Annotated in this window: 29 protein-coding genes and 1 other RNA gene; 2 read left to right on the forward strand and 28 right to left on the reverse strand. The window is 51.7% G+C overall.

The genetic code is table 11. From position 1 onward, the window contains the following. Positions 1–95 precede the first annotated feature (95 nt). From asd to leuC, 4 genes are all read right to left on the reverse strand, one after another. Positions 96–1208: an aspartate-semialdehyde dehydrogenase gene (gene asd / locus LMS44_RS12680; RefSeq protein WP_022523215.1), complete on the reverse strand. Its 1113-nt coding sequence runs from the start codon at positions 1206–1208 to the stop codon at positions 96–98. A gap of 134 nt (positions 1209–1342) precedes the next feature. Then, positions 1343–2422 (reverse strand): 3-isopropylmalate dehydrogenase, encoded by a 1080-nt coding sequence (leuB, locus tag LMS44_RS12685; protein WP_039859060.1) that lies wholly within the window; start codon positions 2420–2422, stop codon positions 1343–1345. 99 nt (positions 2423–2521) lie between these two features. Beyond that, complete coding sequence (gene leuD / locus LMS44_RS12690; RefSeq protein ID WP_009286958.1) at positions 2522–3169, reverse strand: 3-isopropylmalate dehydratase small subunit; 648 nt, start codon at positions 3167–3169, stop codon at positions 2522–2524. Between the two features lie 3 nt (positions 3170–3172). Further along, positions 3173–4624, reverse strand: a complete 1452-nt coding sequence (leuC, locus tag LMS44_RS12695; RefSeq protein WP_022523213.1) for a 3-isopropylmalate dehydratase large subunit — start codon at positions 4622–4624, stop codon at positions 3173–3175. 158 nt (positions 4625–4782) lie between these two features. Between leuC and LMS44_RS12700 the strand changes: the two genes are divergently transcribed. Then, positions 4783–5685, forward strand: a complete 903-nt coding sequence (locus LMS44_RS12700; protein WP_022523212.1) for a LysR family transcriptional regulator — start codon at positions 4783–4785, stop codon at positions 5683–5685. A gap of 113 nt (positions 5686–5798) precedes the next feature. Here LMS44_RS12700 and LMS44_RS12705 read toward each other — a convergent pair whose 3' ends face one another. The 18 genes from LMS44_RS12705 to LMS44_RS12790 form a co-directional block, all read right to left on the reverse strand. Further along, positions 5799–6344 (reverse strand): macro domain-containing protein, encoded by a 546-nt coding sequence (locus LMS44_RS12705; RefSeq protein WP_022523211.1) that lies wholly within the window; start codon positions 6342–6344, stop codon positions 5799–5801. A 165-nt stretch (positions 6345–6509) separates the two neighbouring features. Next, the gene (locus tag LMS44_RS12710; protein ID WP_422154535.1) at positions 6510–6932 is read right to left on the reverse strand and encodes a GFA family protein; all 423 of its coding nucleotides are present in this window, start codon (positions 6930–6932) and stop codon (positions 6510–6512) included. A 144-nt stretch (positions 6933–7076) separates the two neighbouring features. Continuing rightward, on the reverse strand, positions 7077–7208 hold the full coding sequence (locus LMS44_RS12715; RefSeq protein ID WP_269318443.1) for a hypothetical protein: 132 nt from the start codon (positions 7206–7208) through the stop codon (positions 7077–7079). A gap of 111 nt (positions 7209–7319) precedes the next feature. Continuing rightward, a complete protein-coding gene (locus tag LMS44_RS12720; RefSeq protein WP_027957488.1) occupies positions 7320–7943 on the reverse strand; it encodes a peptidase E in 624 nt (207 codons plus the stop codon). Between the two features lie 115 nt (positions 7944–8058). Next, complete coding sequence (locus LMS44_RS12725; protein ID WP_027957489.1) at positions 8059–8436, reverse strand: DUF6841 family protein; 378 nt, start codon at positions 8434–8436, stop codon at positions 8059–8061. Between the two features lie 124 nt (positions 8437–8560). Next, entirely contained in the window at positions 8561–9157 is a 597-nt protein-coding gene (locus LMS44_RS12730; RefSeq protein WP_022523207.1) for a GNAT family N-acetyltransferase, read from the reverse strand. Positions 9158–9313: 156 nt separating this feature from the next. Beyond that, positions 9314–9787, reverse strand: coding sequence for a GNAT family N-acetyltransferase (locus tag LMS44_RS12735; RefSeq protein ID WP_141441003.1), 474 nt, complete (start codon positions 9785–9787; stop codon positions 9314–9316). A 138-nt stretch (positions 9788–9925) separates the two neighbouring features. Then, entirely contained in the window at positions 9926–10327 is a 402-nt protein-coding gene (locus LMS44_RS12740) for a PaaI family thioesterase (RefSeq protein ID WP_498947297.1), read from the reverse strand. Positions 10328–10399: 72 nt separating this feature from the next. After that, positions 10400–10885 (reverse strand): P-loop NTPase family protein, encoded by a 486-nt coding sequence (locus LMS44_RS12745; RefSeq protein ID WP_422154540.1) that lies wholly within the window; start codon positions 10883–10885, stop codon positions 10400–10402. 75 nt (positions 10886–10960) lie between these two features. After that, the gene (locus LMS44_RS12750) at positions 10961–11575 is read right to left on the reverse strand and encodes a LysE family translocator (RefSeq protein WP_498945299.1); all 615 of its coding nucleotides are present in this window, start codon (positions 11573–11575) and stop codon (positions 10961–10963) included. Positions 11576–11592: 17 nt separating this feature from the next. Beyond that, positions 11593–12213 carry a SagB/ThcOx family dehydrogenase gene (locus tag LMS44_RS12755; RefSeq protein WP_414122805.1) on the reverse strand — a complete coding sequence of 207 codons (621 nt, stop codon included), beginning with the start codon at positions 12211–12213 and terminating at the stop codon, positions 11593–11595. Positions 12214–12250: 37 nt separating this feature from the next. After that, entirely contained in the window at positions 12251–12580 is a 330-nt protein-coding gene (locus LMS44_RS12760; protein ID WP_027957495.1) for a DHCW motif cupin fold protein, read from the reverse strand. 72 nt (positions 12581–12652) lie between these two features. Then, complete coding sequence (locus tag LMS44_RS12765; protein WP_425336963.1) at positions 12653–13039, reverse strand: DUF1993 family protein; 387 nt, start codon at positions 13037–13039, stop codon at positions 12653–12655. Continuing rightward, entirely contained in the window at positions 12930–13385 is a 456-nt protein-coding gene (locus LMS44_RS12770; protein WP_445533565.1) for a GFA family protein, read from the reverse strand. The genes LMS44_RS12765 and LMS44_RS12770 overlap by 110 nt, the downstream gene beginning before the upstream one ends. A 405-nt stretch (positions 13386–13790) precedes the next feature. Continuing rightward, positions 13791–14537 (reverse strand): DUF899 domain-containing protein, encoded by a 747-nt coding sequence (locus LMS44_RS12775; protein ID WP_430468917.1) that lies wholly within the window; start codon positions 14535–14537, stop codon positions 13791–13793. 245 nt (positions 14538–14782) lie between these two features. Further along, the gene (locus tag LMS44_RS12780) at positions 14783–15013 is read right to left on the reverse strand and encodes a DUF6429 family protein (protein WP_430468918.1); all 231 of its coding nucleotides are present in this window, start codon (positions 15011–15013) and stop codon (positions 14783–14785) included. 261 nt (positions 15014–15274) lie between these two features. Next, entirely contained in the window at positions 15275–16021 is a 747-nt protein-coding gene (locus LMS44_RS12785; protein WP_430468919.1) for an endonuclease NucS domain-containing protein, read from the reverse strand. Positions 16022–16126: 105 nt separating this feature from the next. Further along, entirely contained in the window at positions 16127–16558 is a 432-nt protein-coding gene (locus tag LMS44_RS12790; protein ID WP_430468920.1) for an acetyltransferase, read from the reverse strand. A 558-nt stretch (positions 16559–17116) separates the two neighbouring features. Between LMS44_RS12790 and rlmF the strand changes: the two genes are divergently transcribed. Further along, a complete protein-coding gene (gene rlmF / locus LMS44_RS12795) occupies positions 17117–18055 on the forward strand; it encodes a 23S rRNA (adenine(1618)-N(6))-methyltransferase RlmF (RefSeq protein ID WP_430468921.1) in 939 nt (312 codons plus the stop codon). Between the two features lie 396 nt (positions 18056–18451). Here the strand turns inward: rlmF and LMS44_RS12800 are convergent, their stop codons facing one another. The 6 genes from LMS44_RS12800 to LMS44_RS12825 all read right to left on the reverse strand — a co-directional run bounded on the left by LMS44_RS12800 (position 18452) and on the right by LMS44_RS12825 (position 24879). After that, on the reverse strand, positions 18452–19300 hold the full coding sequence (locus LMS44_RS12800) for a sulfurtransferase (RefSeq protein ID WP_430468922.1): 849 nt from the start codon (positions 19298–19300) through the stop codon (positions 18452–18454). Between the two features lie 456 nt (positions 19301–19756). Then, positions 19757–21295 (reverse strand): transposase, encoded by a 1539-nt coding sequence (locus LMS44_RS12805; RefSeq protein WP_430468923.1) that lies wholly within the window; start codon positions 21293–21295, stop codon positions 19757–19759. A 139-nt stretch (positions 21296–21434) separates the two neighbouring features. Next, positions 21435–22193 (reverse strand): hypothetical protein, encoded by a 759-nt coding sequence (locus LMS44_RS12810; RefSeq protein WP_430468924.1) that lies wholly within the window; start codon positions 22191–22193, stop codon positions 21435–21437. Positions 22194–22470: 277 nt separating this feature from the next. Then, positions 22471–22533, reverse strand: an RNA gene (locus LMS44_RS12815) — hammerhead ribozyme type II. A 344-nt stretch (positions 22534–22877) separates the two neighbouring features. After that, entirely contained in the window at positions 22878–24029 is a 1152-nt protein-coding gene (locus LMS44_RS12820; protein WP_052475583.1) for an IS91 family transposase, read from the reverse strand. Then, entirely contained in the window at positions 24022–24879 is an 858-nt protein-coding gene (locus tag LMS44_RS12825; protein WP_422154442.1) for a tyrosine-type recombinase/integrase, read from the reverse strand. Before LMS44_RS12825 ends, LMS44_RS12820 begins: the two co-directional genes overlap by 8 nt. Positions 24880–25185: the final 306 nt, after the last annotated feature.

Raw genomic sequence — 25185 nt, forward strand, 5'->3', positions numbered from 1 at the left:
TAACGGTGTTATTCCCACTATCAAGATGACTAGCCGAAAAAAACGGGAAGCTGCGAACAGCTTCCCGTTTTCGACTGGCGTACAACAATAAACAATTACTGTTCGCGAAGAATCTTCAACATACGCTTCAGCGGCTCTGCGGCGCCCCACAGCAACTGGTCACCCACGCTAAATGCTGAGAGGTATTCGCCGCCCATTTGCAGTTTACGCAGTCGCCCAACCGGCACTTGCAGCGTGCCAGTGGCAGCCGCAGGCGTTAGACCAGCAATGGTGGCGTCTTTGTCATTAGGAATCAGCTTGACCCACTCATTGTGCTTGGCGATGCGATCTTCGATCTCATCAAGCGGCACATCGTGCTTCAGCTTGATAGTGAACGCCTGGCTGTGCGAGCGCATCGCGCCGATACGCACACACAGGCCATCGATGGGGATCGGGTTGTTGTCGAGCCCGAGAATCTTATTGGTCTCAACGCTGCCCTTCCACTCTTCGCGGCTCTGGCCGTTGTCTAGCTTGGTATCGATCCATGGCAGCAAGCTACCTGCCAGCGGCGCGGCAAAGTTATCGGTCGGGAAGTCACCGCTGCGCATGGCAGCCGTTACTTTGCGGTCGATATCCAGAATCGCGCTTGACGGATCTTTTAGCTCTTCGCCGACGCTGTCACGCAGTTGACCCATTTGGTTGAGCAGCTCGCGCATGTGCTTAGCGCCCGAACCAGAAGCCGCCTGGTAGGTCATGGAGGTCATCCACTCGACCATATCGGCTTCAAACAGACCACCCAAGCCCATCAGCATTAGGCTCACGGTACAGTTGCCGCCCACAAAGGTTTTAGCGCCCTTGGCTAGCTGGTCGTCGATAACCTTGCGGTTGACTGGATCCAGCACGATCGTCGCTTCATCTTCCATGCGCAGGGTACTGGCGGCGTCAATCCAGTAGCCCTTCCAACCTGCGCTGCGAAGATCTTTATAAACTGGCTTGGTGTAGTCACCGCCCTGGCAGGTGACAACAACATCCAACGCTTTGAGCGCTTCAATATCAAAGGCATCTTTCAGCGGAGGTACGTCGACACCGATGTCGGGGCCGGGCTGGCCTACCTGGGAGGTGGTGAAGAACACCGGCTCGATGCCGTTGAAATCACCATCTTCCTGCATGCGCTGCATCAGCACTGAGCCCACCATGCCACGCCATCCCACGAAACCGACTTTCAACATATGAAGTCCTCCTGCAAAGAATGAGTACTCACATTATACACACTTCTTTACGGTGATTTTGAAGCCGCGCTGAACAACGGCTCAATGATAATGGCTGAGTAAATAAGGGCGCCGGGGTAACCCACCGACTTAACTTACTGCTTAGCAAACGCCGCTAACACCGCATCGCCCATGGCATCGGTACCAATGGTCTGCATACCTTCAGAGGCAATATCCGCAGTGCGCAGACCGTCATCCAGCACGCTGCCGACGGCGGCTTCAATACGCTCCGCCATGGCATTTTCACCCAACGAATAACGCAGCATCATGGCTACCGAAAGCATCATGGCCAGTGGGTTAGCTACATTCTGGCCGGCAATATCCGGCGCGCTACCGTGGCATGGCTCGTACATGCCCTGCCCGCTTTCGTTTAGCGAAGCAGAAGGCAGCATACCGATGGAGCCGGTCAGCATAGCGGCAGCGTCGGAAAGAATGTCGCCAAACATATTGCCAGTCACCACCACGTCAAACTGCTTGGGTGCGCGCACCAGCTGCATGGCGGCGTTATCGACGTACATATGGGAAAGCTCAACGTCCGGGTATTCCGGCGCTAAACGCTCCATCACTTCACGCCACAAGATGGTCACTTCCAGCACGTTAGCTTTATCTACTGAGCAAAGTTTCTTGCCACGCTTCTGGGCCATTTCAAAGGCGACGCGGCCAATGCGCTCAATTTCGCTTTCAGAATAAATATAGGTGTTAAAACCGACCCGCTCGCCATTTCGTACTTCAATGCCACGGGGCTGGCCGAAGTAAATGCCGCCGGTGAGTTCGCGAACGATCATAATATCCAGCCCGGCCACCAGTTCTGGCTTCAGGCTAGAGGCGCTGGCCAACTGCGGGTAGAGCATTGCCGGGCGCAGATTGCCGAACAATCCAAGGTTTTTACGCAGCCCCAGCAGGCCTTTTTCCGGACGCTTGGAGAGATCTTCAATTTTGTCCCACTTGGGGCCACCTACTGCGCCCAACAAAATCGCACTGGCTGCTTTAGCTTTTTCCAGGGTTTCTGCGGGCAGAGGCTCGCCGTGGACATCATAGGCAGAGCCGCCCACCAAGCCCTCTTCTACTTCAATATCCAAGCCCGCTTCCTGGCACGCCTTCAACAAACGTGCCGCCTGGGCGGCAATCTCGGGGCCAATACCGTCACCCGGCAGCAGTAATACCTTATGAGTCATGCTGATTCCTTAACATGTTATCGAGCGACTTTGGCCGCTTTGCGCATTGCAATGGGGTTGCAACGCGCTATCAAACTTACTGTGAAAACTGGAAAGCGTTTAGGCAGACTGCCGGAACAACCAGGGGCGCGCAGCTTTATGCTTCTGCTCAAAAGCACGAATGGCGTCTTCGTCTTTTAGCGTCAGACCAATATCGTCCAGCCCTTCCAGCAGGCAGTGTTTGCGGAACTCATCCACTTCAAACTCTAAAATCTCACCGCTCGGGGTAATGACCCGCTGGTTCTCCAAGTCCACATCCAACTGGTAGCCTTCATTGGCATCCACCTCGGCAAACAGGCGATCTATTACGTCTTCTGGGAAGGTAATCAGCAAAATGCCGTTCTTGAACGAGTTGTTGTAGAAGATATCGGCAAAGCTAGGCGCAATCACTACCTTGAAACCGAAATCTTCCAGCGCCCAAGGCGCGTGTTCACGAGAGCTGCCGCAGCCAAAATTGCGCCGAGCAAGTAGCACTTCCGCGCCTTTGAAACGCGGCTGGTTCAAGACGAAATCAGGGTTCAGCGGGCGCTGTGAGCAGTCCTGCCCCGGCTGGCCTTCATCCAAGTAACGCAGTTCGTCAAACAGGTTAACGCCAAAGCCGGTGCGCTTGATCGACTTCAAAAACTGCTTCGGGATAATCAAGTCGGTGTCGACGTTGGCGCGGTCAAGGGGTGCTACCACGCCTTCAAAACGTTCAAATTTTTTCATGGTTTAGGCCTCCTGAGCGTGAGTGGCGTCGTTAGCGGGCAAGCTGCGAACATCAACAAAGTGACCGGCAATCGCCGCTGCCGCTGCCATGGCTGGACTGACCAAGTGCGTGCGGCCACCGTAACCCTGGCGCCCTTCAAAGTTTCGGTTAGAAGTAGAGGCGCAGTGTTCACCGGCACCCAGCTTATCCGCGTTCATGGCCAAACACATGGAGCAGCCCGGCTCGCGCCACTCAAAGCCTGCTTCAATAAAGATCTTATCCAAACCTTCCGCTTCAGCTTGGCGCTTCACCAAGCCAGAACCCGGCACCACCATGGCCAGCTTGATGGAATCAGCTACCTTTTTGCCCTTGGCGACTTTGGCGGCTTCACGTAAATCTTCAATACGCGAGTTGGTGCAGGAGCCGATAAAGATTTTATCCAGCTTGATATCAGTGATTTTCTGATTGGCGTGAAGGCCCATGTACTCTAAGGCACGAGTGTGGCTGCGCTGAACGGTTTCATCCAGCGCAGCGCTGGGATCGGGCACTTGGCCGGAAATACCGGTGACCATTTCCGGGCTGGTGCCCCAGCTCACCTGTGGCTCGATCTCTTTAGCCTGCAAAGTAACCACTTTATCGAACTGCGCATCGTCGTCAGACACCAGATTGCGCCAGTCCGCCACGGCGGCTTCCCACTGCTCTGCCGTGGGCGCGAAAGGACGCTTGGCAAGGTAATCAATCGTGGTGTCGTCCACGGCGATCAAACCTACTCGTGCGCCCGCCTCAATAGCCATGTTACATACGGTCATGCGCCCTTCCATAGAAAGCGAAGCGATCGCGCTACCGGCAAATTCAATGGCATAGCCGGTGCCGCCAGCGGTGCCAATCTTGCCGATAATCGCCAGCACCACATCTTTTGCTGTTACGCCCAGGCCAAGCTCACCTTCCACGCGCACCTGCATATTCTTCATTTTTTGCGCCAGCAAGCACTGGGTCGCCATTACATGCTCGACTTCCGAGGTACCAATACCGTGGGCCAAAGCGCCAAAGGCACCGTGGGTCGCGGTGTGGGAGTCGCCACACACCACGGTCATTCCTGGCAGCGTTGCGCCCTGTTCGGGGCCAACTACGTGCACGATGCCCTGGCGCGGGTCGTTGATTTTGAACTCTTCGATGCCGTACTCAAGGCAGTTGTCGTCCAGGGTTTGCACCTGAATCAGCGACACCGGGTCTTTAATACCGCTGTTGCCCTCGGCGCGCTCTTTAATGGTCGTCGGCACGTTATGGTCAGGCGTGGCCAAGTTGGCATCTAAACGCCACGGCTTACGATTAGCTAAACGCAGGCCTTCAAACGCTTGAGGCGAGGTCACTTCGTGAAGCAGCTGGCGGTCGATGTAGATCAACGCAGTGCCGTCATCGCGCTGCTTTACCAAGTGCTGATTCCAGAGTTTGTCGTAAAGGGTTTGACCTGACATATGGCTCTCCTGGGCGGTGCCCTGCTAGTTCGGTATGGCAGCCTCTTCGTGCTGCTTATATGGCGATAGCACGAGTGTTACGCGACTCGCGCATAAAAGCAATTCATGTTATTCATAGATTAGATTCCAAACAGGAATGCTTAATCAAGGATTCGTAAGTGGATACCCAAAGCCTACAAGCCTTTCTGGCTGTCGCCGATACGCAAAGTTTCTCTCGCGCAGCGGAGCAGCTTTATCTTACCCAGCCCGCCGTTAGCAAACGCATCGCTACCTTGGAGTCTCAGGTAGGTGCACGGCTGTTTGACCGCATTGGTCGGCGTATTGCGCTAACCGAAGCCGGTAATGTCTTACTGCCCCAAGCGAGGCGCATCCTGTTTACCGTTGAGGACAGCCGCCGGGCACTAGCCAACCTGTCTGGCCAAGTGGGTGGCAAGCTTACCCTGGCCACCAGCCACCATATTGGCCTGCACCGCTTACCACCACTATTAAAGCGGTACACCCAGCGCCATCCGGAAGTCGAACTCGACCTGCACTTTCTGGATTCTGAGCAGGCTTACCTGGGGGTGCTGGATGGCACTCTGGAAATGGCGGTGGTGACTCTCGCCCCCCACCCTCATGAACAACTGCAGGTCGTAGAGCTCTGGCGTGATCGGCTCTGTTTTACCTGTGCGATTGACCACCCACTTGCCAACCAAGACCCGGCACCTCAAAGCCTCCGGTCATTGGCCGACCTGTGTGAATTCAACTGCGTAATGCCGGGGGCGAAGACCTTTACAGGGTCACTTATTGCGAAACGTTTTAACGAAGCTGGTCTTCAATTGCCTGTAAGCATGGCGACCAACTATTTAGAAACGCTAAAAATGATGTGCAGCGTAGGATTAGGCTGGAGCCTGCTGCCGGAAAAGATGATCGACAGCGAACTGGTAGAGCTAAAGGTAGACACCCCGCCTATTTACCGACCGCTGGGCTATTTGGTGCATACCAATCGAACGCTTTCTAATGCAGCGCGCCGAATGATTGAGGAGCTGGAGAATACGCGGCGTGATAGTGCTATAAAATAAGCTCAAGTGCACCCGCGGCAGCGCAGCGGTGCTAAAGCTGCCCCCTACTAAGCAGAAGCAGCAGCCTCCACTCAGCTCTCATGCATGCGTCAGCTAAACAATTGGCGCTACAGCTAGTCTACTGGATCAATGGTTAAGCGTTGAGCCAGAGCTTGGTGGAGGGTATGCCGGGCTGCTTCGTCGAACAGCACAAAGCGGATCAGGCGCACTTTATGCAAGCTGGGCAGTATGGCTTCGAGGGTAGCCGCACACACCTGAGCGGCTTCTTCCGCCGGGTAGCCGAAAGCACCGGTAGACAGTGCCGGGAAAGCAAGCCGTTCAATACCGTGCTCGTCGGCCAGTTTCAGCGCATTGCGGTAACAGTCCGCCAGCAGTTGATCCTCCGGCTTGTCGACGCCGTATACCGGGCCCAGGCAGTGAATCACCCAGCGGTTGGGCAGATTATGACCGCCGGTGAGTACCGCTTGGCCCGGGTTGATGGGCGCCATTGACTGCCCCTCTTCGGCCAAGCCGGACCCAGCAGCGCGATGAAGTGCCCCGGCAACGCCCCCACCGGTTCTCAATTGTGCATTGGCGGCATTAACCACGGCATCTACATCGGACTGTCGAGCGATATCGCCCACCACGCACTGCAAGCTGATTCTGCTCTTGTCGCTCATAAGCTCCCCCGTCGATTACCACACATTACGTAGCGCCCGCTGATGAAGGCTCTCTCCTTGCCAAGTCAAGTGATGCCGGTTATAACCCTCATTTTGGCAAACCCAAGCTCCGGTTCAAGCCAGCATTAGTAAGAGAGTGGAATTGGTGCACCATGAACTGAGCCTCTACTGCTCCCCAAATTGAGCAAACACTTCTTCCCCCGTCAGTTGCTTGGTTTTTTCTGCTAGTGAATAGTAAGGGGGCTTTTGGTCGATAAATATCTGTTCGGTTATTTTCCAATCATCCGCGCTATCAAGAAGGCCAACGGGAAGCGCGTAATGCCCACCCTGCTTTAAGCGATAGAAGAGGTGGGTGCCACACTGTTGGCAGAAACCACGCTCAGCCCATTCTGAGGAACTGAAGGTAGTTATATACTCCGAGCCGTTAAAATCCACATCACCGGCAAACTCCACCGCAAACAGCGGCCCCCCCCCCCACTTTCTGCACATCGAGCAGTGACAAACGCCGACGTGGTTGCTTTTGGTGGTAACGGTGACGCTGACAATCCCGCAAAGACAAGCCCCATGAAGCTCTGTGTTGGTTACCATGTGTCTCTCCTTCAGTTCTGATCGTGTTTAACCGTCAAAAGCCAAAATAGCTACGAGGTTTCTCAGCAACACCCACCAAGATAGCTCAAAATTAGACTCTCCATTTAAGGCATGGGTGCGGCAGCTAGTCTGTTGGACCGATGGTTAAATGTTGAGCCAGGGCTTGGTAGAGGGGATATCGGCCCGCTGCGTCGAACGTTTGTCGAGCAAGTAACTCTCGGTCTTCTCAAGATCGTTAACCGCCAGCACATGTTGGGTTGCTTTTACCTCAAACACTTACGACTCCTTTTACCCATATGGATACTTATAATGCCAAGCACTGCGGCGCGCAGTTTAGAAGCGTTCGGAGGCTGTAAGCCACGTGCTGTTTCGCTTTATTAAGATTTGTTAAGCCTCGTCAGGCCATACTTCAAACTTATTATCATTTACGATAATTGCTTGTGCATTACTAATTGGACAAAGGCCTATTTTCTCTTTATAACTGGAGATGATGCTCTCAACGGATTCTTTGAATGGAAAGTTGGTATGGTGTGGGACTGGATAAAAATCAACGAGACCTAGCGAGGAAAAAGAGCCTACGTTAGGTGCTGCCGTAAAATCATCCATGTCCTTCACATACTCAATATCGCGCGACACAACAATAGAACCGGCTGATTCACCTACATACATCTTCCCTGAATTTATTTGTTCTATTATGGCTTTATCTGCACCTGTTCTTTTTAGCTCTTGAAGTAAAAAGAAAGTATTTCCACCAGTGATATAGATATAATCATTTTTTTGAAGCTTGCTCTCTATTTCATCTTTAGACGCCGTTGAAATTTCAAGCTCATCAACGATAACACCCAGCTTTTCGAGGGCTTCCTTGCCAGCGGACACATAAAACCTCACCTCTTCCACGAGGCTCGCAGTAGGAATGAAGGTAGCCGTTTTGCCAGCGCATTTCCCCCCGGTAAATTTTAAAAATAGATCCGCCACATCCGCAAACGATGAAGTTAGAAACATTTTCTTCATTAACGATCCTTATTACCTGAAAACTGTGACTCTAGAAACTTAATTTGAAGCAAAGCGATGCTCTGTCAAAGACGCACATTGGATGCAAGCCGCGCACTGCTGCGCATTGTTATGATCAAAAGGTAGTATCCGCAACGGCATACATTTTCCATCCATCGGCCGTCTTGGTGAAAGCATAGAACCCATGAACACTCTCAATTTTTGAACCATCTTTTCTGCATCTGACAGCAGAGGCAACTGCATGAGCCTCACTATCATTGACAGCTGTCACCTCAAACTTCCAGTCGACAGAATGATCCCAACCCTTTTCTTTTTTAAGGCTTTTGGGATCTATCGGATAGGAATCACACATTGTCACCGAGCCATTTTTAATATATGCGATTGGATATTTGACCATTTTATCGATCAGCGTTACGTCGTTGCTCTTAAACCCAGCAACATAGTATTCCATGTAAGTTTTATGCACTTCAGACCGTAACTCTTCGAACGACATACCACCTCCTCAACACGTACCATAACACCTGAATAAACGGATCCAGTCATGCTTGTATGGCGTTTAAGCATGCATATAGCGACACTACAAAGCCTTGATCGACTAAGCCACGACGCTTTCCTCACTACGCACGGGGTCGGCTCAACAGATAGTCGAGATGCGCACGCACCTCTGACCATTCGCCCTTGTGCAGGCTATACATCACCGTATCGCGAATAGTACCGTCTCGGCGCAACACGTTGCCACGGATCACGCCGTCCTTTTTCGCGCCTAGGCGCTCAATTGCACGCTGGCTGGCAAAATTGAAGTTGTCAGTACGCCAGCCGACCACATTACAGCCCAACGTCTCGAAAGCGTGTGTCAATAGCAGCAGCTTGCAAGTGGTGTTGACATGCGTGTGCTGCACTCGCTTGGCGTACCACGTGTAGCCAATTTCCACTCTTTTTACGTCAGGCAAAATATCATGGTAACTCGTAGAGCCAAGCACCGTACCACTGGCCTCTTCAATGACGGTAAAGGCAAAGCGGTGGCCTTCCTCTCGGGCTTTCAAAGCAGTATCAATATAGCGGTGCGTCTCGTCAGGCGCTGGTACCGATGTAATGCGCAGGTTCCATAGCTCCCCGTCCGCTGCGGCAGCGCGCAGACCGGCTTCGTGGTTGAGTGTAAGCGGCACGATTTTTACGCCGCGCGCAGAGAGGGTGACGGGTTCAATAAAGGCCATATGTGTACTCAAATATCTTCTGTAGGTGGTCAAGGGAGAAGCTTAACGATGAGCGTAAACAGCTGGATTTAAAGCAGCCAGGTCGCATTGACGTTTTTATTAGCCAAAGAGGCCAAACATTGGGAGGCCTTAAAGAATCCTCGCCTGCTTGCAGGATTACAGCTTGAGTTTCATTCCTTCGTGAGATGCGACGAAGCCGAAGCCCTCATAAAAGCGTAATGCATCCGGCCTCAGCTTGTCAGTTGTGAGCTGAACCAGAACACACCCTCTTTCTTTAGCGCGATTTATGGCCCACTCAAACATAGCGCGACCAATTCCAGATGACCGGATTTCCTTGGATACGCGAACGCCCTCTATCAGTGCTCGCCATCCCCCCTGGTAGGTTAGATATGGAATGAAGGTGATTTGAAGCACGCCCACAATATGATGACCTGTAACTGCAACTACCAACTCATTGTTAGGATCAGCATCGATAGCTTCGAAGGCCATATGATAGGAACGAGACAGAGGACTTGAAGGATCTTCACGCTTTAGACCAAGGCTATCATCGGCGAGCATCTGAACGATAGCTTGCAGATCGTGGTGGGTGGCCACGCGAAACGAAACGCTTTTCTCTAGAGTCTCGCACATCTCAATTCCTCCTTTTAATAGCTAAAGCTGAGTGTAAGGACAGCCTGCAATGTGCAGTTTTTTGTGCACAGCCAGGAGTGCAGCGGCCACACAAAAAATGTGCATGTTGTAAGCTGGCCTTCGGAATGAATGGTTAGATTACAACGCGCCGGTCTTGCTTATGGTTCCAAGAGAAACCGCAACCAGCTTCTCCTCGCCATTTCCTTGCGAGTCTACTTTACACTCACAAGTAGACTGGTGCTTACCTGAGTATAAAACTGTAGATCTAGCAACCAACCGATCTCCAACAGCAGGCCGAACATAATTTACTTTATATTCTGAGGTAACGCAGCTTCCTAGTACTGACGCGCCAGCAAAGGTGATGCAGTTATCAGCCAAATAGCTAACGATACCACCATGCGCAAAACCATTGTTTTGCTTAAACTCTTCTCTCATTTTAAGGCTTATTTCAGCAAAGCCAGTTTCAAATACTTCCAAGTTTGCACCCAACAGCAAGCTGAAGGGCTGCTGGGATAGAATTTCTTTCCCTTCTTCTAACATGCTGGCCAATTTGGTGCTCCTTAATTTCGCACACTGAATATTTTATACCCATGATCACAGCGCATTATTCATTCATAGCGATGAAGAACAATTATTCCGCGCCAGTATTTTTAATAATTCACCTGCATCTTTATTTGTTCTAATCTTATAGGTGGCAATATCTCTTCCTACTGAGCTCAAGGTTAGATCATCTTTAAACCCAAACACCTCATCATACTTAAAAGACCAATAAAGCGATGAAAAATTAAGCTTATCTCGAATAGCTACTCGATAGACTCTTAGCCAACGTGGCGGCTTCATACATACAAGAACGGTAGCTCTAGATGCTCTATCCGAATAGGTTCTGGAGTTTCCTCCTTCAATGATCCATTGATGTTTTGATGCCCAGGATCTTACTGTGCAATCAATTTCGGAGTTTGGCCGAAGCTTCCCCTTCTCATCATGAACGGCCCCATCAACACAATAAACGGCTATGTCAAGAACTCTCGACAGTCTAAGAGCCAACCTGGATTTACCTGCGCCAGGGCCTCCGAAGATCATTATTCGTGTCGCGCTCATCCCTTCTCTCTTTGTACCTAGCGCTGAATTAAGCCGCACCGCTTTGCGGTGTCGGTTTAAATGAATTGTTAAGCCTTACCGCTCAGTCAGAGCGAGCTGTAAGCCTAATCCCGCGAACGCTGCTGAGAAGCTTCTGCGCAACCAACTCTGAATCTTCGGTGACTCAATAACGGCTGCCCTAAACACATGGGCAAGCTGCCCGTAGATGACGAAGACAACAAAGGTCATCGCCATGAAAATAGCACTCAGTCCGAACAATTGTCCTAATGATGACAGGGCGTCAGTTGCAACGAACTGCGGCAAGAAGGCCAAGAAGAAAATGGTCAGCTTGGGGTTGAGGATATTCAGCAGAAACGCCTTGCTCATAAGCGAAACGGTATCACCCTTTCGCCTCACCTCATGAACAGAGAAAGCGCTTCGATCACGCCAAGTAACAACGGCAAGGTAAAGAAGATACGCGACACCCGCATACTTGAGCACCTGAAATGCTATCGCGCTCGTATGCATGATGGCCGCCAGGCCCAGAACAGTAGCCAGCAGATGCGGCACAATACCAAGTGTACAGCCGAGAGAAGCATAGAGACTTGCCAGACGCCCATGCATTAAGCCAATGGAAACGGTAAAGATAACACCTGTGCCTGGAATAAGTACGACAACCAACGAGGTAAGCAAGAATTCAGCAGAGAACATGAATGACGGCTCCTCTATCAGGCACGCCGCTGCCCAATGCAAAGCAGCGCAGTAGGGTCCAAGTCCGCAGGCAATCTCAATACTTCTTTCACCCTTGGATCGTCGAAACCTGCCACTAGAACACAACCAACTCCGAGAGCAGTGCTCTGAAGATGGACATTTTGTGCTAGAGCACCAGTTTCCATATATACATAGCGAGCGCCGCGCTCTCCCTGGGGTGGCTGAGTTTCAAAGTGCCGAACTGCCTCTCCCAGTTTCGCGGCAACTCCGATGACGAGAGCCGCTTCTTTCAACCATGGTTGATCGCCAATCCCTAGCGCTTGCACTGCCCCTTCCGGGGCACGGTTCCCAGTTAACTTTAACGAATGGTTGTCAGCCTGATACTCATAGATACCAGGCTCAAGTTCCGATACCCGCTGCACCAATATTTTTAGGTGCAGCGGGTATAATCCACCTGCCGATGGCGTTGCTCTTTTTGTATCCGGCCCTGTTACGCCCTGGGCCGACCAAAGCAATTGAGACAAAACACCGATAGGGAGTGGTGCATTCGTGTACTCCCTCACGCTGCGCCGAGCCGCAATACTGCCAACCAATGACTTGGAGTCTTGCTGCTCTGGTGCAGGTAAGTCGAAGACCATACGTTTACTCCCTATCCATAACAGTGATTATGCGATGCTAATCGACGACGAACAACGTAGCTCCCTGCTCCGTCGAAGAACGATGAAGTTCTGCATTGTCGGCAACTTGATAGCTCGAACCAGGCGTGAGAACAAAACAACGACCATCGTCTAGCTCAGTATGAAGCTCACCTTCGAGGCAGAGCAATATGTGCCCTTTAGCACACCAATGATCCGCCAGATAGCCAGGACTGTACTCAACCATACGAACCCGGATATCCCCGAAATTTCGAGTCTTCCAATAAGCAACACCGTATTCTCCGGAGTGCTCAGTCCTCTCAACTTCAGACCAATCCGTGACCCCGAAAGATAAATCTGTAATGTTCAAATTACTTCTCCATCAGCACATACCGGAGCTTGAGCTGCGCAGAAGCGCGCAGTAATCAGTTCGAAGCGCTGGTTAGATTGCACTTTGTTTCACTTTTGGCATCAGGTGAAGCATATAATCTTTTTTACCGATCGGCACTCCGACACTGCGCAATATCGAGTAAGTCGTGACAAGGTGAAAGTAGAAGTTGGGCAGCAAGAAATCCGCGACATACTCCTCGCCTGTTAGGTCTGCGTATATTCCGCCACCCAATTCCAGGTGCTTGTGCTCATAGGTGATTGAAGTGCAGCGTGAATTGCTCCGCTGCAGCCGATTGATGTGTGCTGAACCACATTCTTCAATACTGCATTTATCCTTGTTTTTGCGCATACTCCTGGAGTAATTCTGGGAATTTCTCCTGTGGTGGAAACTTAACGAAACTATGCTCTGCACCAGTAATCGCCCACTCCAGCTTTTCATCCGTGTAAGTTTCAATGAATGGCTTATAGGTTCGAGAATTCTCTAGCAACGTTGAGCGCACATTAACAAAGTCATCCATACCTTCAGGACGTGTGAATAGCCAGCTCATGCAATGCTCACAGAAAAAGTGGTGTGTATGACCGTGCAGCCCTCCGATAACGGGCTCTCCAGATGTAATCAAAAAGGCAGCGCTAGAAAATAGCGAACTAAGGCTAAACGCGCTTGAAGTCATTTGCTGACAGCCTGTGCAGTGACAAGCCATTGTGATCATGGGCTTTGAGCTAACCTCAAATTCAACCTGGCCACAACGACACCGACCTTTAATATTATGAGACGCACTGTTCACCGTATTCTATCTCCGAGTTTAATATTTTAGAGCTTTATCCGTTCCTTAGCCTGAGACTTGGCCACAAGCCAGTACAGGATAAGTAACAAGGCTCTAGTAAAACCAAATTTCGATCTACCTCATATTTCCTACTGTCTTAATTTATTTTCTGGACAGTCTGCCGCGGGCATTTCATTAGAATCAACCACATCGCACATCGAAATCAACATGCATCCAAAAGCTATCAGTTTGCCCGGCAACAAAGGTTCGAAAACTGGGGCCGCAGGTACTGAGATTTGTCAGATGCGAGTCGCCATAACCAAGCGAGATAGGCAGATCTTCACCGGCTGCAGCCTCAACTTTGTCAGCTAAATCGGAGTGTTGTGATCGAGTGCTAGGCGGTCGGCATGCGACAGGCTGAGATCATCAGCAGGAGTGACAACTCACGTTTGCGGGGCTCGCGTCATACTCATCTCGGCGCCGAACCCAGTCCATGATTTCCTTCTCGTTGCGGCCCTTCGGCGTGATATCGAGATAAACGAAGGCGCCAATAACCTCTTCATTGCCACGGGCGTAGCTGGAGTAGGTGTGGAACACAGCGCCACTTTCATCCCTGTAGAAAACGCTAAGACCGGGCAATTCTTCGCTGAAGTATTTCGGATCCTCGATAGCTTGGTAATTGTAGTAGAGCCGACCAGCCTCAAGATCCTCCCGTGCGAAAGAGACCTGAAAGTCAAAATTGAAATCGCTGCCCTGGGAGGACACCCACTGGGCTGTCCAGCCCATGCGCCTCCGGTAGGCTTCCAGCTTTTCCAGCGGCGCGCGGGATACACGAACGTAACTGACATCGTGATTGGCGAGGTGGACAATAGCGCCTTCGGCATGATCCGCCTCCAGCGAGCAGCTCGGGCAGCCCGCCTTCCAGTCAGGGCCGAACATGAAATGGTGAATGACCAGTTGACTGTTTGTGCCGAATAGCTCGGCAAGCGTCTTCTTCCCTTCCAGCGTGTCGAAGACGTATTCCTTCTCCATCTTGACCCATGGCAGCTCACGCCGTTCACGGGCGACCAGATCGCGCATGCGGGTGAGCGCCTTCTCGTTCTTTAGGTGGGCTTTGCGTGCCTGTAACCATTCCTCTTTGGAGACAACTCTCGGTGATTTAATCTGGCTCATGACGGACTTCCTCGCGTGGATTCAGCATTGTTCCGGGTTGCAGCACCGCAATAATGCGTTTTGCATAGAGTAGTCGTTCGCCACTGATCAAAATCGACAACACCGCCGCAATTAATAACGAGAAGCATCGCGGCTAACATTTCTCTCCCCGAGAGAATGGGCCAGCCCCGAAGGGCCGATAACAGCCACTAGTTATGCATTAACTCGTGTGTCGTTAGCGATATCCGCCTGAACGCCTGCCAATGTTACTGCTTCTTGGAGAAAAGCTGATTGAACAGTCGCTCTGATGCCTGAAGCCCCTCCTCTGTCAAAACGACTGACTTCGCTTTATTGACAGGATCAGCAATGAACCCCTTTGCGTGAAGTCTATTTAGCGACTCCCAATCAAAAGTCTTCCACGCGCGAGCACCGTCATGCAATGTCAGGTAGAGTAGAGCCAAAACAGTATCGTCGACCTTGTTTTCATCGATTTCCACGGTGTCACCCTCGTCCGAGCTACATCCCAGTGTCCAGTTTAGGAAACCACCTAACCTTCAGCTATATCTCTTCGTAGATGTGCTTTACTAGGCTGCATCCGATGCAATCATGTACAGAGACGTTTCACTATCTATGCCAGTAGCCATATATGTTGGCACAACAGAATTGTTCATAGATATCAACATACGCTGAAGGCAATTCTTTTAGCTTTGGCAAAGTGGGCGGCGGGTCAAACATCGCCTATAGCGATTTGTTGGGCGTCATGCCTTCAGCCCAGCAATTGGCCTAATCGACACAGCCAGCTCATATTCAGCTAATGCGACATCTGGCAACCCAGCACAAGCCAGACTAAGATCTTCACTAATGCTTTTCGCGACGATTACACCTCTAACACGCTGGTCTTCGTCAGCTTGGTTTATCTTAATCCAGTTCATGTACCGAAGGAGCTGGCCGACTACTCGATCATAGCCCTTAGACACCTTTAGTTCGATTACGATGTAATTTCCAGATGAATCAACTGCCAATAGATCGATGAATCGACCGCCGACGGGAAACTCTACACCAGTGATGCCCTCATCGGTGTACAAGGTAAGACCCGGCTCAAGAAGTTGAAGGTTTCTCGCTAGGAAATCTCGAAGGTCATGCTCATAGGCAAACTCGCCAGTTCCGTCAGAGGGTGATTCAGGTGGCTCTTCAGGAGCAGGGGTGGATTCCGAGATCGGAGTGGGATCTCTTCCTGGTTCGTACAGTCGAAAAGTGCTGCTATCGATCTTGTAGAAGTGATCATCCGATCCATCGGATCGCACGCTATACTGCAACCTCGTCGGCACGTTTGTAGAGAGGCGGATCAAATGCGCGGCGACGGTACCTTGTTTGATCTTTGGATAGTTTTCAGCGAACCAATGAACAGCTTGCTCCCGTGTGAACGTACCGCCAGGAGATATGCCAAGTGCGGGGATCATGTCCTGCATCAACATGCGAACGGGTTTGTCATACATCGTTGGCATTAAATTCTTCCCCTATGACACCCAACGCCGCCAACACGCGTGGCGTTGTAGTAAAGGCGAAGCCGCAACGGAAAAGCCGTCGCCGTGCCTGGCCTTAATAAATCTTTATAGCACCATATGCAGCAGCGGATAGGCTTTACCCTGCCCATCAACCGGAGAGCGCCCCGTCACTTTAAGGCCAATATGCTGGTAAAAACCTAGCGCCTGCTCATTCTGTTCATTAACGTCGACTTTTGTCGCTCCCTGCTCTTTGATAGCGTGGATCGCTAACATGGTACCAATACCTTTTCCGCGCGCAGCAGGTGAGATGAACAACATTTCAATATTGCCGTCATGTACGCCGCAGAAGCCCAGTATTTCGCCATTACCGTTTTTAGCGCACCTTAAATTAACGGCATCAAAGTACTGTTCCAGAATTAACGGCTTTAGCTCCTGTAGATCATCTTCAGCCAAAAAATCGTGGGTTGCTCTGACCGATGCTTCCCAAATTTCTATCAGCTTAAGGTGATCTGCTTTTTCAACAATTTCAATATTCATCACTAAAACCCGATTGAAAAATTTAACACCACGCACACCGGTGCGAGCACCCGACGGCCGCGTAGTAATACGCTTGATTATGAGCGCTCATTTCCTGCCACCAAAATTATGGTACTGAAACTCAGGCACGACTATTTTTTCACCGTTTGCGAGCTTTTGACCGCAGAATGGACAGAAAACCACGCTGATTCTTACAGCCTCAATTGTCTGTCCCTCGTACTCAAGATAATGGTTCGCCTCAAGGTCTTCCTCTGTCGCCCCCCTACTCAGGTTGAAATAAACATCGGAATCATCTTCTTCAAACCATACCTCAGCGAGTGAACATGAAGAGCAATCATGAATCAAAATCCGAACCTCTTTGAGCTCTCATAACGTTAAAACAAAGCAGCGCATCTCACGCGTCCGCCTTCCGTGATTTTGTTAGGCAAAACACGGATAGCTGGAGCTCTCGCACCACCCTCGAACTGCCGAGTATGCTCAACACAGCTATTAAGATTATAATCACGGACTAAGCCAAACCCACTCAACAATTGAACGCCAAGCCTCGGGCCTATTACTGTGAACAACCACCATGGAAGTGAAAAAAGCCCAGCCAAGCCTGTTCGTAAAGGCCTGCACCCGAAGAATCTACACAACCAAGGCTATGACTTCCCAGTGCTCGTAAAGAGCCACCCACCACTAGCCCCCTATGTGAAGCCTAACGCTTATGGCGAACTTTCCATCGGTTTCGCAGACCCACTGGCAGTAAAAACCCTCAACGCCGCGTTATTAAACCGATACTACAATATTGTCGATTGGGATATTCCAGAGGGCGCGCTTTGCCCCCCGATCCCAGGCAGAGCCGACTATATTCATCACATGGCGGATTTAATTGGACTTGGACATGAACAGCCCAGCATCAAGCTGCTCGATATAGGGACAGGAGCCAATGGCATCTACCCACTACTGGCCTGCCAAATTTACGGCTGGCAGTGTGTGGGTAGTGACATTAACACTCAGTCGCTTGAGAACGTAGCCACGATTATCACCAACAACCCCACACTCAAAGATCGCTTCACGCTGCGCACGCAGCACGATAAAAACCACATATTTGAAGGGATCATTCAAGCTGGGGAGTTCTTTGACGTCAGCGTATGCAACCCACCCTTCCACGCCTCGCTCGATGAAGCACTTAAAGGTAGCCAGCTTAAACTCAATAACCTTGCTCGTAGTCGCGGTGAACAAAAAGCTAAAACCAAACCTCCCGTTCTGAATTTTGGCGGGCTGGAGGCAGAGCTTTGGTGTAAGGGGGGCGAACAGCTGTTTCTTAAAAAGCTAATAAGAGAAAGCCAGGAGTATGCAACTCAATGCCGCTGGTTTAGCAGCCTGGTTTCAAAAGCTGACAATGTTAAGCCTGCCAAGAAGCTGATTCGTAAGCTCGGTGCGGTTGATGTACGGGAAATAGAGATGAAGCAGGGAAATAAGATCACGAGGATATTGGCCTGGACGTTTATGTGAGGTGTTTTTGAGGTGGGGTATGATTATGCGGAGTTTGCCGGGACTTTACGCTGCGATAAGCACATCGCCGGGGATGGCTAAAAGAGAAGTCTAGCTTGTTCTTGGTTCGGTAGTGCACTGTGTTTTCAAAGGTGCTTGGCTTGAGCTGATCTTGGTGGCTGATCACCACCATGGTGTTTTGATCTTAGTTATAGGGTTTGAAACGCAACATGCTAACTACTCTTCGTCTGTTTCCTCGATCCTACCAAAACTTAGCCGTTATCGGAGTTTTGCTACAGACTCAACGCAGACAGCACTCGCGGCTGCGGAATGGAGGAGAAGCCGCAATGGAATAGACGTCGCCGTGCCTGTGATTGTTAGGAACTGCCAGTTCATTTCGTAGCGAGATGGTATCCGCTACGCCACCGGCAACGACTCACTGCCGCCCCAGTCGGCCCACGAACCGTCGTACAGTGACAACTGAGTATACCCGGCCAGCTCGGCCGCCAGTAGGATGATGCAGGCGGTGATGCCGGAACCACAGGAAAACACCAGTTGGTGCCCATTGCTGGGCTGAAGGGAGGGAGCGAGGTGGGCAAACGTTGACGCCAGCTGGCTGGCTGGCTTGAACCGATAGCCCTCCAGCACCTCTGTAAACGGCAGGTTGAGGGAATTGGGGATGTGGCCACCGCGCACACCAGGTCTGGGTTCTGGCGCTTGCCCCAGGAAACGTGCCTGTGATCGCGCATCGATGACCGTTACTTGCTCGTCCTCCAGGTGCTGGAAAACGTAGGCAGAATCTCGAACCAGGGTGTCGTCGAGCTGGCCAACCACGCTGCCATGCTTTGCCGCATCCGACACCGGAGCAGAAACGGTGTCCCGACCTTCGGCCAACCACTGCGGCAGGCCGCCATCCAGAACAAACACCTGTTTGAGGCCCATAGCCCGCATAATCCACCAGGCGCGTGGTGACGAGTAGATCCCCTGATCGTCGTACAAGACCACCAGGCTCTCGGGCTCGATGCCCAATCTACGGACCTCCGCCGTGAACTGCTCTTCCGTCGGGAAGGCGTGGGCTTGGGAAGCTCCGGTATCGCAAAGCGTTCCTTCCAGGTCTATTCGGAAACTTCCCGGGATCAACATCGGACTGTCATAAATGATCGGCTCCTTGCCAACGACATTGGCCATGCTAGCGTCGATCAGGACCAAATGTTCGTTATCCAGATTCTCCTGCAGCCAGTCGGTGGTCACGAGGGGGGAAGGCATGGCGTTCTCCGGTCTAGGTCATTATGTAACAGTACACGATCGCGAACGGGCGCGACCAGCAAGTTGACGCGAACCGCGTCACCCGCAGCATGCTGATCGACGAATTACACTAATAGCCGACCGCAGGCGAAAATTTTAGCATCCGCGCCAAACCTCGCAATCAGGCCTGCTATCACTTCGGGACTACTTACCTAGCAACCGCAATCCTCCCCATCTGAGGATATTTCAGCACTCTAACGAGGCTGTAGAAAAACTCGATTTCGAGCCGTTTCCAGCGCCTGTTGTCCTTATTCATTTACCCAGCCGGTCATCTGGCTGAGTAATCTTAATATCGGTATTTAGCCACTTGAGCGCCCAACTAAAGCTTGTTAAAGACGGCCTTTTGCTCTTAAAAAGCAACTGACCCCGCTCTAAGCCCTTCATGACGCGGGCATGTGGCCATAATTCGCTAACTTCTCAATATTTGTGCACCAGGTAGTAAAGCTGCCACTGACCTTGCACCTTTTGCTTACCCCGAAGGCTGAAGCGGTTCAGTCTTTTCGTCGTGCCAATATTGCCGAAAACGGGCTCCACGACTGACATACGGTGGCTGTAAATTTCTTTGCCCTTCGGGCTATCAACTCGGTGCTTCATCCAGTCCGTGTAATTGGGTAAGCGGTTGTTCTCGATAATAAAAGACACTTGTCGCCCTGCGCCGTTGCGATGGTCGGCCGAGCTCGGATTCTGCATGCATCGGTATTTCTTTGGGCCGTGCCGACATTGCAGCAAACGCCCTTCAAAGTGTACCCGAATCTTGCCATTGTCCGTTTCTTGTTGCCCGCGATAGGACAGTTTTTCGCCAGTTAGGCAGATACACGTTAGCTTTAAAGGATCAAACTGGAACGCGCTGGCTGGCATCGTCTCTCGCCAGCCTTTGTCCAGCAGGTTCTGATGGCGCTTGCCATATTTGTCTTTCTGGTCGGCGAACTTCGGATCTCGGCTGCGGAACTGGTTATCGGGGATGTAGCCGTTGATCTGCTGTTCGTACAGATACTTCATGTTAGCTTCATTGGCAAAGCCAGTGTCAGCGGTCACGACGGTGCCTTTCTGGTAGATGTTCTCGGCGATGCCCAGCTTCTTAAAACGCGCTTCTACCTGCTCCAGAACTGGCTTCAGGGTATGATGCTCCTGGCCTTCGCCGAAGGCCTGAGCATCAATAACGATCTGGTGCTTTTTATCCACCGTGGCTACGCCGTTATAGCCCTGGATCGTGCCCTTGCTGGTGGTCATTTTGGCACTTTCGTTATCGGTCAGATTGCTCTTCACTTCCTTGATTCGCTTCCCCTGGCCCATCCTTGGGCTGTGCATCTTTAGGAAACGATCCACTTTATTCATGGCGGCATCTAGCGAGAGAATCGTCTTGGCTCGGCGAATGTCCCGATCCAGGTCGGCTTCCGTTTCGGCTTCATCACGCGCGTAGTGCTCCAATAAATGATGCCGAATCAGTCCTCTTAGTTTCTCCCGCTTCTCGCCCAATTCTTTGAACGTACCCGACCACTCCTTAGAGGCATCGGAGGACATCTTGCAGCCGTCAATGGCAAAGAGTTCGTTACCCAGCAAGCCTTGTTCATGGCACACCAGCAGCACTTGTTCGAATAGCGCTTCAATCTCATCAGCATGGCGACTGACGAAGCTGGCCAGTGTGGTGAAGTGGGGAACGGTATCGCAAGAAAGGGCTTTGAAAATAATATTGGTCTCGCAGCACCACTGCATCTCACGGCTGGAGGTGATGCCTTTGGAGTAAGCAAACAGGATAATCTTAAGCAGGATGGCCGGATCATAGGCCAGCCGGCCGGTCGCATCGTTGCGGTACTTGGGGTGGAAAACGGACAAGTCGAGTTTATGCTCGATCAGGTAATGCACTGCGTGCTCAAAGGTACCGGGTTGGAGTTGATCTTGGTAGTTGATCACCACCATGGCATTTTGATCGTGGTTATAAGGCTTGAAGCGCGGCATGCTGACCACTCCTCGTCTGTTTTCTCGATCCTACCAAAACTTAGCCGTCAGCGGGTTTTTTCTACAGGCTCAACGCTCGGCACACGTGCCGTTTTGGAGCCGCGAAGCGGCGGAAAAGCGGTCACCGTGATGCCGCTGGTTATGTTTCTTTCTCGTCAATACGGTGAAGAATACTCAGGAACGTGTGCAGCGCTTCTTGAACAAGATTCTGTATTTTATGTGGTTCAATCAGTAGATACATGATTAGGTTAAGAAAGGCAGCCCTAACATGGCGATCAAGAATGTTATCAATATTCTTCAACTCAGGTATCCCTGAGTCCGAGGCATAAAGCATAGTATTTCTTTGATTCGCAACCTCTTGAATATACTCGTATATCGAGTGAATACCTTGATCAGAAGCGACACTCCGCACTTGCTTTAAATAATTCGTTGGAGTGCCACCTGGATCTACAGATACGAGATTCAGCGGTGGCTCTGGCACAATACAAAACTGTCTATCACCCTGAATCCCTATCGGCATTCGGACGCGCAAAATGTCACGTTTCTCCTTATCACTTTTTTGATCGAAGAACAGGGTCAACGGGAACTCGTGTTTTAGCGGTCCCAAGACTTCACCCAACAGTTTTAAAAATGGGTAAACACCAGCTTTGAATCTGTGATCCCGCACCTTGAGCTGTTTTGCATGGGCGTACCTTCTTTTACGTAAAGCTGCAAAAACTGCAGTTGCAGCTTCTTCCTCAGCCGTGATTGCTAAAAAAGCTGCTACCTCTGGCATTCTGGTCCGCAGCTGAAGCGCTCTTTCTAGGTGACGTGCGCAAGATTTCGAAGCGAAGCCGCCATGGCCAGTCGTTTTCGAGGACTCTTCAAGAATCCTAATTTGTAACTGATTAAAATCCATGGCTTAGACCAAAAACATGACATTTGTTTACGTTTCAATTCTCGGAACCCCTTTTCGTTGGAATTTCACCAACTCGTCAGCAGGCTTGGCCTGTAAGGGAGGCAGGCCTCCCAAGCGTCAATGATGACGTTGGCAGTACATTTAGCAAACGGCTTAACTTCTCGTATAGACCTTATAACCATAAGCAAACCCTCCTTAACGACTTTTGATAGTAGAAATATCACTTCTGAACAAACATATTGCGTCCAATAGTTGGACGGATTTAGTAGTACAAAAACGATGCCTGCCATCATCAGTCTCGGGAGGCTACCTCCGAGAGACGCCCATGGGCGTTTCGGCTTATCGAATGTCGCGTGACGCTGCGCCTGAAACATAACAGTGAAGCATTTATTCGCCGTGCGGAGCATGGCGAATAAATGCCTGTTGGACTAAGGCGCGTCCATCAGGCAGCTATTTAATAGGGGATTGTATTGATCAGCGTGCGGCCTGAGGTACCAAGCCGTGCATTGGCATGTCTGGGGTAACGCGCTCTGATCGTGAGTTTCGCCATCATTTCAGCACTTCCAAATCTAATTTAACCCAATGTAGCGCGCCTGATGGCTAAAATCCATCATCGGGACGAGCTTATCCATGACCCGCTAGCGAGCCGGTTAGCCAAGTCGGTTGTCGTCGTAGGGCGTTACATCATGCTCGATAGTGTTGATCCTTATGATTAGACGGTTGATCGTAGGTGTGGCGCTGGGGTGTGAGCGTCCCGATCATCCGCAATGTGGGTTGCTTGCAATGTGGACAGGTGTAGGCCAGCTCCGCATCGCTGGCAGCCATATCGGCACCCGGTGCTTGCTCAACCACCGCTAGTGCTCGACGAACCTGCATCAGACGTTGCCGACGGCAGCGATTGGCCAGAAAACCGTAGTGACGCACCCGCATCAGTCCTTTGGGCAGGACGTGAAGCAGGAAGCGGCGTACGAACTCCTCGCCATTGAGGATGAGCGACTTGTGTCGGTCATGGTCGCGATAGTCCTTGTAGCGTAGGGTCACCTGGTGCTCATCGACGGCCAGGATACGCGCGTTGCTGATGGCGATCTGGCGCGTGTAGCGCGCCAAGTAGCGAACTACCGTATGAGTGTGTTCAAGGCAGTCCTTGCTGTAAACCACCCAGTCAGTGGCCATCAGCGTGTTCAGTTGAGCATCGACATCTCCGGGCCGGTTTACCCGGTGGAGATCGCCTGCATTGGCGGCCTTGCGCAGAGCGCTCACCATGTGCCCGCGAAAGTGGCATGACAAGGCCCGCACCGGGAACAAGTAGTTGCTATGCGCCCCACGCCAGCGGCCATCGTCACCCAAGGCACCGCCTGGAATCAAACAGTGCAGATGCACATGTTGGCTCAGGTTCTGACCCCAAGTGTGAAGCACGGCGATCATCCCCATTTCGCCGCCAAGGCGTTTGGGGTCTCGTCCAAAAGTGCGCAGCGTTTGCCAAGCACTCTGGAACAGCAACCGGTGAATCACCTCGGGATGAAGCTGAACCCAGCCATTAAGACTGTGCGGCAGCGTGAACACGACGTGGTAATAGCGCACAGGCAAGATATTGGCCTGCTGACGTTCGGCCCATTGTTCTATGGCGCGGCCTTGGCACTGCGGGCAATGACGATCGCGGCAGCCAAAGTAGTGTGGCTGTACATGAGCGCAGTCGGAGCACTGCAAGACCATCCCGCCCATCGCCTCCGTTCGGCAGGCCAGCAGATGGGTACACACCCGTTGGCGCTGGCGATCAAGACCGGTTGGATCGAGAAAGCGGGTCAGCGCCTGTTGCAAGGTAGCGGCCTTAGTCATGGCTCACCTCCAAGGCGGCCACCAGGTCAATATGACACTGATCTCCCCCTTGCTGGCTCGGCAGCCAGTGCAGGTAGCGCATCGTCGACTGGAGGTGACGGTGGCCCAGTAGCCGCTGGAGCTGATGGACGGGAAGGCCTTGCTCCAGAACATGGGTAGCATAGGCATGGCGCAGACTATGGATGCCACCGACCCGCTCGATCCCGGCCAGGCGCTTGGCTTGGGTAAAGGCCTTCTGTGGCGCACTGGCGTGTAGGGCTTGATCGGGAAACAGAGCGCTCGGGAACAGCCATGTGACTGGCCGATAGGCGCGCCAGTAATCGCGCAAGCGATCAAGCAGGGTCACGGGTAGTAACACCATACGATCCTTGCCGCCCTTGCCCTGCGTCACACGGAGTTGGTAACGCTGGCTGTCGATGTCACTAACTCGCAGGTGGCAGACCTCGGTTACACGCAATCCGCAGCCGTAGCACAGTTCGAGCATCATGCGATGCTTGGCGTTTTGGCAGGCGGCCAGGATCCGCCGAACCTCGTCGCGGGTCAGCAGTTCTGGAATCCGCTGCGGTTTTTTGGGGACGGTGAGCGGCACATCAAACGAAGGCCACTGCAACACGTGCAAATACAGGAACCGCACGCCGTGCAGATAGACACGGCAACTGGCGGCGGACAAACCACGCTCCTGAACCAGGTGATTAAAGAAGTGTTGCAGGTCGTCGGTACTCAACGTGTCTGGCGGGCGGTGGAAATAACGTGCTAGTTCAGTGACCACCATCAGGTAGGTGTTGTGGGTACGTTGCGCAAAGCCACGCTGACGCATGGCCGCGATCATCTTCTGTCGCAAGGCAGTCATCGTCGTCACTCCTGTTGTATGACCCACGTGGGTCATACAACAGTGTGGCCCGATGAGGCAAAAAACGTGGTTCGTCGACAGCTACCGCGAAGCGGTTTAGTTCAACAGGTATTAGACGGCGCGTCCTATGATTGGATGAACGCGTCAGCATGTTTACTTAGTAAATGTAGCCTACCTTTTCGTGCATAACCACATGATTTTAAAATAAATTAATATTAATTAGGCTGTATTTGCAGAATTCGCATACTTGCGCGTTTTGCCAAGCCCAATAATACTGTATGTATATCCACCACCAGGAGACAGACA

The sequence above is a fragment of the Halomonas profundus genome, from assembly GCF_020865425.1.
In the GTDB taxonomy this organism is placed as follows: Bacteria; Pseudomonadota; Gammaproteobacteria; order Pseudomonadales; family Halomonadaceae; genus Vreelandella; species Vreelandella titanicae.